At 39.7% G+C, this 14366-nt stretch carries 15 protein-coding genes and 1 tRNA gene; 13 read left to right on the top strand and 3 right to left on the bottom strand.

All coding sequences use genetic code 11. The features are described from left to right. Window positions 1-6 precede the first annotated feature (6 nt). From tpiA to AACZ11_RS00265, 6 genes are all read left to right on the top strand, one after another. Window positions 7-759, top strand: coding sequence for a triose-phosphate isomerase (gene tpiA / locus AACZ11_RS00290; RefSeq protein WP_290628348.1), 753 nt, complete (start codon window positions 7-9; stop codon window positions 757-759). Next, on the top strand, window positions 756-1589 hold the full coding sequence (prmA, locus tag AACZ11_RS00285) for a 50S ribosomal protein L11 methyltransferase (protein ID WP_290628346.1): 834 nt from the start codon (window positions 756-758) through the stop codon (window positions 1587-1589). The genes tpiA and prmA overlap by 4 nt, the downstream gene beginning before the upstream one ends. A gap of 16 nt (window positions 1590-1605) precedes the next feature. Then, window positions 1606-1881: an ATP-dependent Clp protease adaptor ClpS gene (locus tag AACZ11_RS00280; RefSeq protein WP_290628344.1), complete on the top strand. Its 276-nt coding sequence runs from the start codon at window positions 1606-1608 to the stop codon at window positions 1879-1881. Between the two features lie 154 nt (window positions 1882-2035). Next, window positions 2036-2881, top strand: coding sequence for a zinc-dependent metalloprotease (locus tag AACZ11_RS00275; protein WP_290628342.1), 846 nt, complete (start codon window positions 2036-2038; stop codon window positions 2879-2881). Window positions 2882-2983: 102 nt separating this feature from the next. After that, window positions 2984-3057, top strand: a tRNA-Arg gene (locus tag AACZ11_RS00270). 55 nt (window positions 3058-3112) lie between these two features. Next, on the top strand, window positions 3113-3625 hold the full coding sequence (locus tag AACZ11_RS00265) for an adenine phosphoribosyltransferase (protein ID WP_290628397.1): 513 nt from the start codon (window positions 3113-3115) through the stop codon (window positions 3623-3625). On the opposite strand, the gene AACZ11_RS00260 is transcribed toward AACZ11_RS00265, so the two are convergent. The 3 genes from AACZ11_RS00260 to AACZ11_RS00250 form a co-directional block, all read right to left on the bottom strand. After that, window positions 3622-3774: an SsrA-binding protein gene (locus AACZ11_RS00260; protein ID WP_290628340.1), complete on the bottom strand. Its 153-nt coding sequence runs from the start codon at window positions 3772-3774 to the stop codon at window positions 3622-3624. The two genes, AACZ11_RS00265 and AACZ11_RS00260, sit on opposite strands and share 4 nt — an antisense overlap. A 64-nt stretch (window positions 3775-3838) precedes the next feature. Further along, window positions 3839-5782 (bottom strand): hypothetical protein, encoded by a 1944-nt coding sequence (locus AACZ11_RS00255; protein ID WP_290628338.1) that lies wholly within the window; start codon window positions 5780-5782, stop codon window positions 3839-3841. 1 nt (window position 5783) lies between these two features. After that, window positions 5784-6149, bottom strand: a complete 366-nt coding sequence (locus tag AACZ11_RS00250; protein ID WP_290628336.1) for a BlaI/MecI/CopY family transcriptional regulator — start codon at window positions 6147-6149, stop codon at window positions 5784-5786. A 220-nt stretch (window positions 6150-6369) separates the two neighbouring features. On the opposite strand from AACZ11_RS00250, the gene AACZ11_RS00245 reads away from it, so the two are divergent. The 7 genes from AACZ11_RS00245 (at window position 6370) to AACZ11_RS00215 (ending at window position 14365) form a co-directional block, all read left to right on the top strand. Further along, window positions 6370-7323 carry a calcium/sodium antiporter gene (locus tag AACZ11_RS00245; RefSeq protein ID WP_290628334.1) on the top strand — a complete coding sequence of 318 codons (954 nt, stop codon included), beginning with the start codon at window positions 6370-6372 and terminating at the stop codon, window positions 7321-7323. Between the two features lie 187 nt (window positions 7324-7510). Then, window positions 7511-9697, top strand: a complete 2187-nt coding sequence (locus AACZ11_RS00240) for a glutamine synthetase III (RefSeq protein WP_290628332.1) — start codon at window positions 7511-7513, stop codon at window positions 9695-9697. A gap of 576 nt (window positions 9698-10273) precedes the next feature. After that, entirely contained in the window at window positions 10274-11104 is an 831-nt protein-coding gene (locus AACZ11_RS00235) for a hypothetical protein (protein ID WP_290628330.1), read from the top strand. A gap of 151 nt (window positions 11105-11255) precedes the next feature. After that, entirely contained in the window at window positions 11256-11771 is a 516-nt protein-coding gene (locus tag AACZ11_RS00230; RefSeq protein WP_290628328.1) for a hypothetical protein, read from the top strand. Between the two features lie 6 nt (window positions 11772-11777). After that, window positions 11778-12560, top strand: a complete 783-nt coding sequence (locus tag AACZ11_RS00225; protein WP_290628326.1) for a CsgE family curli-type amyloid fiber assembly protein — start codon at window positions 11778-11780, stop codon at window positions 12558-12560. Window positions 12561-12570: 10 nt separating this feature from the next. Further along, a complete protein-coding gene (locus tag AACZ11_RS00220) occupies window positions 12571-12945 on the top strand; it encodes a curli assembly protein CsgF (protein ID WP_290628324.1) in 375 nt (124 codons plus the stop codon). A gap of 22 nt (window positions 12946-12967) precedes the next feature. Continuing rightward, a complete protein-coding gene (locus tag AACZ11_RS00215; RefSeq protein WP_290628321.1) occupies window positions 12968-14365 on the top strand; it encodes a CsgG/HfaB family protein in 1398 nt (465 codons plus the stop codon). Window position 14366: the final 1 nt, after the last annotated feature.

Here is a 14366-nt window from a genome sequence, read left to right as displayed (position 1 = left end):
AGCATTATGAGAAAAAAAATTGTTGCCGGAAACTGGAAAATGAATAACGATCTAGCCGAAACAGAAGCACTGTTGCAAGAGCTGAAGAAACAGGTAATACCCGAACAGGTTTCGGTATTCGTGGCCCCGGCCTATACCAATCTACAACATGCCTTCGAATCATTGCGTGATCACCCCATAGCTGTGGCGGCACAAAACATGCATCAATCCGATCACGGAGCTTTTACCGGCGAAGTGTCTGCCGCGATGCTTACAAGTGTGGGTGTGAAAACAGTGATCTTGGGTCACAGTGAAAGGCGTGCGTATTTTGCTGAAGATAACGCCTTATTGGCCGAAAAAGTGAACACAGCTTTACAACATGAAATGACGGTCATTTTCTGTATCGGGGAGACACTGCAAGAGCGTAAGGAAGGAAATTATTTTGAGGTAGTCACAAAACAATTGGAGGAAAGTGTATTCCACATTTCTGAAAAAGATTGGCCACACATTGTACTTGCGTATGAGCCGGTATGGGCCATTGGCACAGGTGAAACGGCTTCACCGCAGCAGGCTCAAGAAATGCACGAGAAGATTAGAAGTATTGTGGCCTCCACCTATACTGAAAGCATAGCAGATTCGGTATCTATTCTTTACGGTGGCAGTGTAAAACCCGAAAATGCAACAGAGATCTTTGGACAGCCGGACGTAGATGGAGGGCTTATAGGGGGCGCTTCATTGAATGCCCAAAGTTTTATGGAAATTGTAAATGCGTTTGTATGAGTTCGGTCTACATTGAATACCAATTTGAAGTTACACCATTGCAGCCGGGCGTAGAGATCTTAATCGCAGAGTTGGGGTATGCCGGCTTTGAAAGTTTCGTAGAGACCGAGGTCGGGGTAACAGCATATATTCAAAAGGAAGAATGGTACGCAGCTATTTTAGAGGAAATACAACTATTGAAGTCTAAAGAATTTTCTGTAAGATACACGACCACAGAGATTGCACAGGTAAATTGGAACGCCGAATGGGAAAAGAATTTCGATGCTATTGAAGTAGACGATCGTTGTGTGGTTCGAGCGCCGTTTCATCCTAAGACTTCAGTTCCTTACGAAATTGTGATCGAGCCAAAAATGTCTTTTGGAACCGGGCATCACGAAACAACGTTTATGATGCTTCAGTATATATTGGATCATGATTTTAAAGATGATTCCGTCTTGGATATGGGTTGCGGGACAGCAGTATTGGCTATATTGGCGGAAAAAAGAGGTGCAACACAACTGGATGCGATCGATATCGATCCTTGGTGTGTGGAAAATTCCGAAGAGAATATTATTCGTAATAATTGTCAACATATCACGGTACAATTGGGAGATGCCGCCGTCATTCCGAAGAAAAAATACAGCGTAGTAATCGCCAACATCAATCGAAACATTCTTCTTAATGACATGGCCCGCTACAAAGATAGTTTTTTAGAAGGTGGTACCTTGTACCTTAGCGGCTTTTACGAGGAAGACCTTCCCGTCATTAAAGCATGTTGCAATAATTTGGGCTTTCAATTCGTTGATAACAAAAAGAAAAACAATTGGATTGCAGCAAAATTTGTAATTTAACTGGATGACCCTTGTTATGAGTACCAAAGAAAGAATACAAGAAGAAACTGTTTATGCCCGGCAGGAACAAAAAGAAAATGTCATTGTGCTGTATAATGACGACGTGAACACCTTCGATCATGTGATCAACACACTTATCTATGCTTGTGACCATACACCAGAGCAGGCAGAACAGTGTTCTATTATTGTACATTACAAAGGAAAGTGTGATGTTAAGTCCGGATCTTACGACGACCTTGAGCCACGCTGCACCATGCTTTTGGAAGCCGGCCTCAGTGCAGAAATCTTATAAAAGATCATATTTTAATACACATTTTATAGCGCTTCGATTTTTTTTTGTGAATGTCCTTTAATAAAAATTACAAGTTGTTGTTTAATTTGTAATATTTTTCCTACTTTTATTAAAAGTTAACCTACTTAGTATTCACTAATTTAAATCACAACGTATGAAAAAAGTAAAGTACGGATTCTTGAGCTTAGTAGCTCTGGGTCTAATTATGGTATCCTGTTCTAAAGATGAAGAAACAGAGAACAATCCCGATGCAGCCATTGTCAAAGAAGTTCCCCAACGTATTATTGACATTGTCACTGCGTTGGAACTAAATCCTAATTATGTTCGCTACGGCACATTCCATTTCCCCGATGGAAGTACCGAAGAACGCATTTTTATTGAAGAAGATATAGTTATGACCGAGAAGGAGTTATTGGCATTGGAAGGTGTGGATACCGATTCCCGTCAATATCGCACTTCTAGTCTGGTAAGTCAAGGTCGTAATATTTCAATTATTGGATATACCGGAGGGAGTCAAGCGTTAACATCAGACGAACGCACAGCACTTCAATGGGCCGTAAACAATTACAACAGGCTTAGCGGGGTGTCTATTAGTTTCACGCTCACCTTCGGAACAAACTATCAAAGCAAGGACATGGTTGTCTACAATAATACCGTTAACAATCCCGGAGGTGCCGGAGGTAGTGCCGGATTCCCCAGCGGAGGATTACCTTACAAATTTGTTCAGATCTATGGTTTGAACGGTTATGACACCAATGTGAAAGAGCACGTAATTACCCATGAGATTGGGCATTCCGTAGGATTCCGTCATACCGATTGGTTTAGCCGGCAGTCTTGCGGGCAAAATGTAAACGAGGGTACAGCCGGTGTGGGAGCCATACATATAAACGGCACACCCACAGGGTATGATTCAACGTCCATCATGCTTGCCTGTTTTAGTTCTAATGAAGACGGTGAGTTTAACAGCAATGATATTACAGCGTTGCAGGCCATGTATTAATAACAACCAACTTAGTAAATTGAAAAAGCTCACGAAAGTGAGCTTTTTTTTATTCCAAACATGGTTAATGCATAACTATTTTTTATATTTGCACCCCAATTAGGCCTCGTGGCGCAACTGAATAGCGCATCTGATTACGGCTCAGAAGGTTCCAGGTTTGAATCCTGGCGAGGTCACAAAAAAATCCCAAACAGTTGTTTGGGATTTTTTTATTGCATAACTTTCAATATGATTGCTTTACAAGACTATATTCGTGATATTCAAGATTTTCCGAAGCAAGGGGTATTGTTCAAAGATATAACACCGTTGCTGGCAGACCCGGAAGCATCTTCATTTTGTGTATCGGAATTGGTTCGACTTACCGAGAGGCAGCCCATAGATAAAGTGGTGGGGATCGAGTCGAGAGGATTCTTTTTCGCCACGCTTATAGCGAAAGAACTCAACGCCGGATTTATTCCTATTCGCAAAGCAGGAAAATTGCCACACACTACCTTGAAACAGCCGTATGCTCTTGAATACGGAATGGATTCACTCGAGATCCATGAGGATGCCATTAAGAAAGGAGATAAAGTCTTGTTGCATGATGATGTATTAGCTACGGGAGGCACTGCAAAAGCAGCTTGTAAATTGATCGAACAATTAGGAGGTGAGATCGTACAATGTAATTTTTTAATTGAATTAGCTTTTTTGAAAGGCGCACAGAAACTAAGAGCTTACGAAATTAGATCCCTGCTTACCTACTAATCCAAGGCATTCTTCGTTACCCAAAGTTTATAGGCAAAAAGTGCTAACTGCCATTTTGAAGCTTTACTTAAATCCACTCCTTTTTTTGTAAAACTAGGAAGTACTGCTTTGTTAAATTTTGCCAGCGATCTAAAGAATTGCTTTTTCATATCTTAAAAATACAAATAAATATGCCTCGTAAAACGAGGCATATTCAGTTTCAATTTAACGGTGTTATTTTAGCTCAATTAGTATATCATCTATTGGCTGGCCATCATCGGTTTGGGTGGTTGTGACGGATTTCTGGCCTTTGCCGTTATCCATTTCAATTCGAATTCTGGTGATCTCGTTTTTATCATTGCGACGAAGCTTCGAGTAGGTAAACTCTATTCCTTTATTGGACAGATCCTTTTTCATTTGCGCAAGAGTTTCGTCAGTAGTATTCTTGTCTATCAAGATACTGTGTTTCATAGTGCCATCGCCAAATCTTGCTACACTTCCGGAGGAGCCTCTATAGACAAAGACATTGTCATCGGCATCGCTTGAATTTGAGCGTACTATAACACGTTGCTTGTCTTTCAACTCTTTTTGCTTTGCTTCGAGTGCTATTTCCTTCTCTATAAGTTTTTCACGCATTTCTTTACGCTTTCTTTCGAGCTCCTTACGCCGTTCATGGAGCTCTTCTTTGCGTTCTATTAGCAGTTCTTCTCGTTTTGCAAATCTGGCGCGCATTCTGTCGTCGCGTTCTTCCATGCGTTCTTCCAAATTTTTAGATCCAAACCCTAAGGAGCCATCCTCGGCGATGTAAAAATAAAAATCTTCAATAGGACCATCTTCTGCAATCTGATAGTTGCCGTTGCCGCCTTCACTCTTGATTTCTATTGAGATGGAGGTAAGTTCGCCATTGGCATTGAAATTTAAATTGCTATACGTAAAAATTACATCGTGTTCTTCTTTTAAGGTTTTTTGATGCATTTTCAGGTCGTCTTCCGTGGTATTCTTTGTTATCAGAATATAGATCTCATCGCCAAAGCGATCTTCTTTCATCTGAATTGTATTTCTGGGTGTTTCTTCAGCAGTAGCATTTGCTTTGTTGTTGTTTTCAGGATCATTGCTGAGGTTGGTTGATTTTTCTGAAGATTCAGGCATGACATCCGCTTCAGAGTTTTGGTTGTGATAATCCAAGATATCGGTAGGAGCAGAGATTTCATGCCCTTCCGAAGCATTGCCTTCAGGAACAGGGTTTTTAAACTTCACTACTTCTTCTACGTTGAAGCTCACAAGGAACAGAGCCAACAAAGGTAGTACGATGGCGCCTTTTAGAACATTTACTTTTTTTGAATTGCTTTTGTTTAACATAATGATTCGTTTTTTGATCTGTCGGGAGCTTTTGAAGAGTTGTAAGTGCCTTCCAAAAACCACCAAACGGGTGAATGATTGATTGAAATTATTAGTAAGTGCAGGAACGGTAAAGGTCGATGAAGCCCTTACCAAAGCTAATTGATATGCTTTTTTTGAGTGAAGTTGTTGTATCGTCTCACTATCTGTAATGTATTCAAGATTCTCTTCGACAACACGTTTGTACACCCATGCAATCGGATTCATCCATTGCAGGATTAAAAGTAGATTCGTTACCATGATATCGGCCGAATGCCATTGTGAAGCATGTACCTGTTCATGCTTCAAAATCATTTGTAATTCTTCTTCGGAATGCAGTGCCGGATTGTAAACAATATATTGAAAGAAGGAAAAAGGAGTTATATTCTTTGTTGTCAGTACATGCTTTTTATTTTGAACTCTTACTGAAGGATTTGTGCGAATTATCTTTACAAGCGAAGCTAACTGAAGCATAAAGCGCACCCCCATAATAACGACTCCTATGAAATAGATTACTAGAAAGACCTCCCACCAGTAAATGGCGATCGCTTCCTGATCTTGAATGATATGAGTGAGTGGGATGGATTCGGTAGATGGAACAAATGTCGGGGTCGGTGCAACTTCCTGATAAGTGACGGTAGTAATCTTCAGAAAGGGAAGGAGTACAGCAGTAAAAACACCCAAAAGAAGAAAATGGCGCATTGCTACAAACAGCGTATCCTTTTGAAGTATAAAGTGATACACTCCATAGAATACACAAAGAAGCAGCATCGATTTTCCTAAATAAAGTACTAGTTCCATGTCATTTCTTTTTTTCGATGATCTCTAGAATCTCGCGCAATTCGGAAGCGCTGATCTTTTCTTCTTTTGCAAAGAACGACACCATACTTTTGTAGTTGTTATTAAAGAATCGTTTCATGGCGAGATTCATGAACCGCTTGGTATATTCATCTTTGGTGACCAAAGGAAAGTACTGATGTGTTTTTCCATAGGCCATATACGAAACGTATTTCTTGTCCTCCAAATTACGGACAATGGTGGAAATAGTATTGTAGTGATTCTCTTGAGGCAGTGCTGCGACGATTTCCTTTACAAAGGCTTTTTGCAGGTGCCAGATGACTTGCATTACTTCTTCTTCTTTATTGGTTAGAGGTTCTAATGGCATCATATGTTTTTGAATGATATAGTAAGGTGGAATTCCAACTAATGCACCTTTATAATTTAAAAGGATAAAACAAACTTAAAACTATATTTATAGTTATACAACTATTTATTTAGTTTTATAACGAAAGATTTAGTTTTTTAGTGTGAAGCGGTTTTGATTGTTGTGTGTTTCTTATTCTGAAATGCTTGGGCAATTATGTATATTCGCATTTCACATAAGCTATATGAGCATCGTTTACATTTTTATAGGGTTATTATTATTGGTAGTAGGAGGAGAGTTTTTAGTGCGCGCGTCGGTGGGTCTGTCCTTTAAACTTCGGTTGTCTAAAATGGTCATTGGACTTACCGTAGTTTCATTTGCTACTTCGGCGCCTGAACTTTTAGTAAGTGTACAAGCGGCGTGGAGCGGTTTTAGTGATATTGCGCTTGGAAATGTGATTGGGTCGAATATTGCCAATATTGGGTTGGTACTGGGCATCACGGCCGTCATTTCTCCGCTCACGGTCGATCGGGATTTTTATAAATTCAACTGGCCGGTTATGATGTTCCTCTCCATTGCGCTCTATTTTATATTGAGCAGCGGTGATCAAATCGACCGATTGGAAGGGATTGTCCTTGCAGGTCTGTTATTTGTGTATCTTTTTCTATTGTTGCGCAGAGCAAAGAATGCTAAAGCCAGCGAACCTACTGGAGATAGTATAGATGAGGGCTTGTCTTTGGTTTCCAATTTCAAAATATTTATATGGTTGTTAATAGGGGGTGTGGCATTGTATTTTGGGAGCGAATTGTTGGTTAGTGGTGCTGTGGACCTCGCTACGCGCTTAGGTGTGAGTGAACGTGTAATTGCCGTAACCATGATCGCTGTAGGAACTAGTGTCCCCGAGCTGGCGGCCTCAGTGATCGCTGCTTTGAAAAAGGAAAAAGCAATATCCTTAGGAAACCTTATTGGCTCCAATATATTCAATATTGCTTCGGTATTGGGTATTACGGCCATCATTCAGCCTATCTTGCTGAAGAGCAGGGCCGTATTGACCAACGATATGTTTTGGATGATCGGTTTTGCTGCCGTCCTAATTCCGCTGGCATTCCTTCCGAAGAAATTTGAGATAGGAAGAATAAAAGGATTGGTCATTGTTGTTGCCTATGCAATCTTTATAAGTTTGGCCTTCATGGAGTAAGTGGTAATTTTCACCTTCTAATCCTACTAAAACCTCTATTTTTATTATCAACCCCTCATCCAAGAGGGGGTTATGAACACATTCTATTACTTTATTAATAACTTAACATTAAAAAATAGGGGGTGTGTTCAAAATATAGTTATTTTTGTCCGGTTCAATTCAATCACCTATAATTATACATTAGTTTATGGCAACATTACGATTTCAAGCATTGCAAGAAACCTTTCATCGCGTTCCGGTAACCGTTCACGAACCGGAGCGTCGTTCTTCCATCTTTGGCAAGAATGTCTTTAACGAAGCAGCGATGCGACAATATCTTACCAAGGATTCATACAATAGTGTCATGGATGCTATCGAAAATGGTTCTAAGATCGCCAGAGGTATGGCAGATCATATCTCCACAGGTATGAAAGAGTGGGCGATCTCCAAAGGAGCCACGCATTATACGCATTGGTTTCAACCACTTACAGGGGCTACTGCCGAAAAGCATGATGCCTTTTTTGAGACCGTGGGTAATGGCCAAACCATAGAGAAATTTGGAGGCGGGCAGCTCGTCCAGCAAGAACCCGATGCCTCAAGTTTTCCTAATGGAGGTATTCGAAATACATTTGAAGCAAGAGGGTACACGGCATGGGACCCGACATCTCCGGCATTTATTTACGGAACTACCTTATGTATTCCTACAGTGTTCGTTTCATATACCGGTGAGGCACTGGATTATAAGACGCCGCTACTACGCGCATTACAAACCATTGATCAAGCAGCTACAGCCGTAGCCAAGTATTTTGATAAGAACGTGAGCAAGGTAAATGCAACGCTGGGATGGGAGCAGGAATATTTTTTAATCGATAAAGCGCTTGTTGCTGCGCGTCCGGATATTGCCCTATCCGGAAGAACGTTGCTAGGACATGCATCTGCCAAAGGACAACAATTGGACGATCATTACTTTGGGTCTATTCCTACTCGGGTACTTAACTATATGCGTGATCTTGAAACGGAATGTATGTACCTGGGTATCCCTGTTAAAACAAGACATAACGAGGTGGCGCCTAACCAATTTGAATTAGCGCCTATCTTTGAAGAAACTAACTTAGCTGTAGACCATAACTCCTTATTAATGGATGTGATGGATAAGGTGGCAGACCGACATAATTTTAAAGTGTTATTTCACGAAAAACCATTTAAAGGTGTAAATGGTAGTGGAAAACACAATAACTGGTCATTGGCTACAAATACCGGAGTCAACTTATTAGGTCCCGGCAGTACTCCAATGAAGAACCTTCAGTTCTTGACCTTTTTCATTAATACGCTAAAGGCCGTCAATGAACACGAAGAACTATTACGTGCTTCTATTGCAAGTGCCAGCAACGATCACCGACTGGGAGCTAATGAGGCCCCGCCTGCGATTATTTCAGCATTTATTGGATCACAATTAACCGAGGTATTGGACGAATTGGAGAAAGTGACCAACGGAAAATTATCTCCGCAGGAAAAAACAGACCTTAAATTGAACGTGGTTGGTAAGATCCCCGAGATCCTTTTAGACAATACCGACCGGAACAGAACCTCTCCCTTTGCTTTTACAGGGAACAAATTTGAATTGCGTGCCGTAGGGTCAAAAGCCAATTGTGCAAATCCTATGACGGTACTCAACGCAATTGTCGCGAAACAGTTAATGGAGTTCAAGGAAAAGGTAGACAGTCTTATTAAGAATAAGAAAATGAAGAAGGATGATGCAATCTTCAATGTGCTACGTGAGTACATAAAGGATTCGAAACGCATTCGCTTTGAAGGCGACGGGTATGGAGAAGCCTGGGAAAAGGAAGCGAAAAAACGCGGATTGAGCAATCATAAGACCACTCCTGAAGCATTGAAGGCGAAGATATCAAAAAAATCGATCGCATTATTTGAAGAACTAGGTATCATGAACAAGGTGGAAATGGAAGCGCGCTATGAGATAGAAACGGAAGAATACGCGCTCCGAATTCAGATTGAAGGACGTATCTTGGGAGATATTGCACGTAACCATGTAATACCCACTGCTATTCGCTACCAAAATATTCTTATTGAGAATGTTCAAGGACTGAAAGATATATACGGAACCGGGTTTAAGAAATTGGCCGGAGAACAAATGGAGCTTATAGAGCAGATATCTGAGCATATTGCCAAAATTAACAATGGCATTACCCAAATGATCGAAGAACGAAAAAAGGCAAATACGGTAGAAGATGCCGAAAAAAGGGCGTCTGCCTATTGTACGAAAGTAAAACCCTATTTTGACGAAATTAGATACCACTGCGATAAACTAGAGTTGCTGGTAGATGACGAAATATGGCCTTTGCCAAAATACAGGGAATTATTATTTACTAGATAATACCTTTCACTCTTATAGTAGCGGCTGATTTTCTTTCTAAATCAGCCGCTTTTTTATGCAAATTTGAAATATTTTCCTACGAAAATTGTTTTAACAAAAAATTAACATATTTGAACGTTCCGGCTTTTTGTGTCTTTAAACGAGCTTTTCGATATGTAAGTCGATTCCTACTAATCTCTTTAACGAGAAAATTCCTACAAAACATTGATTTAAAAGAATATACGTGTAAGCACGTATGTTTTAATTAGAAAATAATTTAGATATTTGAAATGTAATTAGAATGTAACTAACCAAGTGATTCTTAATTATACTCCTCATTTTTTACCATACTGATTAAGCCTAATAGTCGTCTTGACATCGATGACATTTGTATGGGTATTTGAAATTTTTTTGAAGTTGAAAATAGAGTAGACAGAAATCTGTCCTTTATATGTAGAAGGAGAAATGCGTAAATCGTATTTCGATACATTATTATAATAATTTGATAATGTAGTAATTAGAGAATAATGCTATTCTCAAACTAAATTTGACAAACAATTTTTATTAACCAATATTAATCTTTAAATCTTTTAAATTATGAAAAAAGTAGTTTTGAGCGCAGCAGCGCTTCTGATCGCAGCCGTAGGGTTTGCACAGTTTAATGACAATGATGTCCTGCAAGTGGGGATCTTAAACAATTCCAATGTGAACCAAGTTGGTTTATCGAACGATTCAGACACCTTCCAATTAGGATTGGCGAATGATTCGGATGTTGACCAGTATGGGGTTACGAACATGTCTGATGTTGACCAAAGAGGTATTCTTAACGAGTCTGATGTGTTACAAGTTGGAACAAGCAACGATTCTGAAGTGGATCAAAGAGGACGTCGTAACGTATCTAACGTAGTACAGTTAGGTGTAGGTAACGAGTCTGACGTGTATCAGCAAGGACGTCGTAACGATGCGAACACGTTCCAATTAGGATTGGGTAACGATTCTGATATCGATCAGTTTGGTCGTCGTAATGATGCAGATGTTGTTCAGTTAGGAGCTTTCAACGAGTCTGACATCCTTCAGGAAGGTAGAAGAAACGATACCTATGCACTACAAGTTGGAGCCGGTAACTACCAGTACACGCACCAATTAGGAAGACGTAACACAAACACATCTTTACAGTTTGGTCTTGGTAACTGGAGTGTTGTTGATCAGCACGGTCGTGACAACGATAATGATATCCTTCAAATTGGAATCGGAAACGGATCTTGGACTGAGCAGTATGGAAGAGACAATGACAACGATGTATTACAAGTTGGATTGTTGAACTTCCAGTATACACATCAGCACGGTCTTGGTCACTCAAGTACTACTGTACAATTAGGTGCAGGAAACACTTCTGTAACTAACCAACACAACTTAGGAGGGTCTTAATTAGAACTTTTAAGTGTAACTAGCAGTATTGTATGGAAGTTACCTAATGTAGCTTCCATACATTACTTCTTAAAAAAGATAAGCTTCTCAGCTTTTTTAACTAACTTCCCCTATAAATCACAATACAAATAACAACCTAGCATAATTTACCATGAAGGCAGCAACATACATTTTATTCACCTTCTTGTTCTTTATCGGAAGTGGTTTATTGATGGCACAAACCTATTCCACAAGTTCTTCAGCATTAGGAGGAACCGATCTTCAAAATAAGGTGGCACAACTCGACCTTTTAACTTCTCAGATTGCAGCCAATAGGAATACCTCTGCCAATAATGCTATCTACATTCAGCAAGTGGGGAACTATAATACTTCCGTCGTTAATACGCAATCCAATAAAAGTGCTGTCAATCTCTTTCAAAGAGGGAATAATAACGAAATCATACTGGATATCACAGCGGCCAATATCGAAGAAAGTGTACTTCAAATTGGCGTTAACAACAGTTTCATCGATCTTTCTCGAGGAAATGTGGTGCATTCTGCGGCTGTTATTCAAAGAGGTAAGGACCAGAATTTAATTTGGTACGGAACCAATTCCATTTCAGATAAATTACTTATTTCGATGCAAGGTAGAAACCAGACGGTCTTTATTCGAAATATTAAAAGATAATTCATTTTGTATTTTAAACATCAACATATCATAGTATTATGGATTCTTGTGCTTTCTTGTTATGTGGTACAAGGTCAGGTATATAATACAGAAGTTGAAGCAAAAATTAATCTGGAATACAATTCCGAATTCATTGAAATTGTAGGATCTGCTTTTAATACTACCAGAATCAATCAGAGTTTGCGGTATGTCCTTTCAGTTATAAAATCAAATCCGCAGAACTCCAATCGTTCCAAGAACGACCAAAGCGGTCGCATTGTTTTAGAACCCGGTCAAAAGAAGAACCTGTCCAGTACTACTATAAATTCTCAAGAAAAAGATAGGATTATTATTCTCTTGCTAATCTATGATGCAAAAGATCAGCTTATTGGAAAAGACAGAATCGTGTTAAACGGGACGGAAGACGAAAAGGAAGAAGCTGCAGCAAGGATTGATGCAGACAATAGCTACTCCCAAGATGCACGATATGAAAAAGAAGATGGCGTTGAACTTCGGGGTATCGTATTGGAAGAAACAAAAACGAAACCCGGCAGGGATTTTTACAGAGAATTTTGGGGTCTTTATAATCGTAATAATATTAATGCAGAACTTGTTGTAAAAATAAAGGAGAGCCTCTCTCTAGCAAATAACACCAAGATAGAGGTCTTTTTAGGAGACGAGATTATATTTGAGTTTATAGTACGACCACAATCTGATTTTATTTATGCAGTAGCAGAAGAAGCTGTAAAAAGGGTATTTTGGCGATTGAAAACATTACGTAAAGAACAAAATAAAGTACAACGATATTAAAACATACATCATGAGAACGATCATTCTACTCCTCTTTTTGGCAGGTACTTCATATAGTTTTGGGCAGCAACTGGTATATACTCCAAAGAATCCGGCTTTTGGCGGAGACCCGTTTAACTATACGTGGCTGTTGAACTCGGCAAATGCACAAAATCCTTTTACCGATGACTCACAACTTGGCGGTTTTGGCAATTTAGACGCGTTAAATGAAAGTTTGAATAATCAATTGCTCGGACAGCAATTTGGAGGGGATGGTCTGCCACCTCTTGGAACATCCACCGATGGAAATTTAGAATACGAGGTCTATGAATCTAATGAAGGGCTTGTGATTAATATTCTGGATATTACTACCGGAGAACAGACACAAATAATAATTCCAAACTAGCATCAAAGGTATGGTGAATTGTATGAAGTATATAGGTCTATGTATTGTGTCAGTATTAATGGTAGGTTGTGGAGCATATTACAATCAACCCATTGGTAATCAAGAAGCGCGAATTTCCGAATTTACGCAGCAAACCGAAAAGTTGGTTAACTTACCCGAACCCGCCAGCCCAACGTACGTAGGGGTATATAATTTTAAAGATCAAACCGGGCAGTACAAGAATATAGAGAACGGAAGTACATTTAGTACTGCGGTTACACAAGGCGCAACGACCATTCTTATTAAAGCATTGGAAGACTCAAAATGGTTCACACCTATTGAACGGGAGAACTTGAGCAACCTCTTAAATGAGCGAAATATAATTAGAACGACCAGAGATGAGTACAGAGCCAACCCCAATGATCCTCCACAACGTTTAAACCCATTACTTTTTGCAGGTGTTCTATTGGAAGGAGGGGTCATTTCGTACGATTCAAACATTTTAACCGGAGGTGTTGGTGCCCGTTATTTTGGAGTTGGGGGATCTTCACAATACAGACAGGATAGAATTACTGTCTATTTAAGAGCTGTATCTACCTCTACGGGTGAAGTTCTTAAGACGGTAAACGTCTCTAAGACCATCCTTTCGCAGGCAGTGGATGTGGGTCTCTTCCGTTATGTAAATTTTCAAAAATTACTAGAAGTAGAAACAGGATTTACTAAAAATGAACCCACACAAATGGCAGTTCAAGAAGCTATTGAAAAGGCGGTGGAAGTATTAATATATGAAGGTATTAAAGATGGACTATGGTCTACAAAGGAGGGTGAGGCAAAGGATAAGGAAGTAGTGGAGCAATACATGCTGGAGAAGGAGTTGGAAGAATCAACTGCCCTCTATGAGCGCAAATATTTAAAACATAATTTCCGACATGCCGTGAATATCAATATGGGCTTTGCATTAATAGACGGTGATTTTACCACCGGCGTTATAGACTATAAGGCCGGGATTGGATATAAGTATCGCTTGATTCCTGAATTAAGTCTTGGTGCCGATTTTCAAATTTTTAGATTGAATTCCACAACCACACAAAATCATTGGTGGATCAGTGAGTCATTCCTGTTGGAATATAACATTTTACCACACGACAAATTATCTCCCTATATTTTTGGGGGACCCGGGATCATGCTGTTTGCCGATGATTCGCCTACAGAGTTGTTAGACAGGTGGGACGCATTCTTTTTGTTAAAGGTAGGTGCCGGCTTAGAATATGCCGTCTCAGATCGTGTTTCAATGACATTGAGCGGAGAATGGAATTCTAATTTTTCAGATAAGATTGACAGCCAAATTGGTGGTAGAAGAGACGATTTCCACTACACCTTCGGTTTAGGTTTGAATTATCATTTCGGTTCTAAAAAAACACAATTAAAAACTAACCAATAAC

This window comes from uncultured Altibacter sp. (genome assembly GCF_963972995.1).
GTDB lineage: Bacteria > Bacteroidota > Bacteroidia > Flavobacteriales > Flavobacteriaceae > Altibacter.
This window is presented reverse-complemented; position numbering and strand designations above follow the sequence as displayed.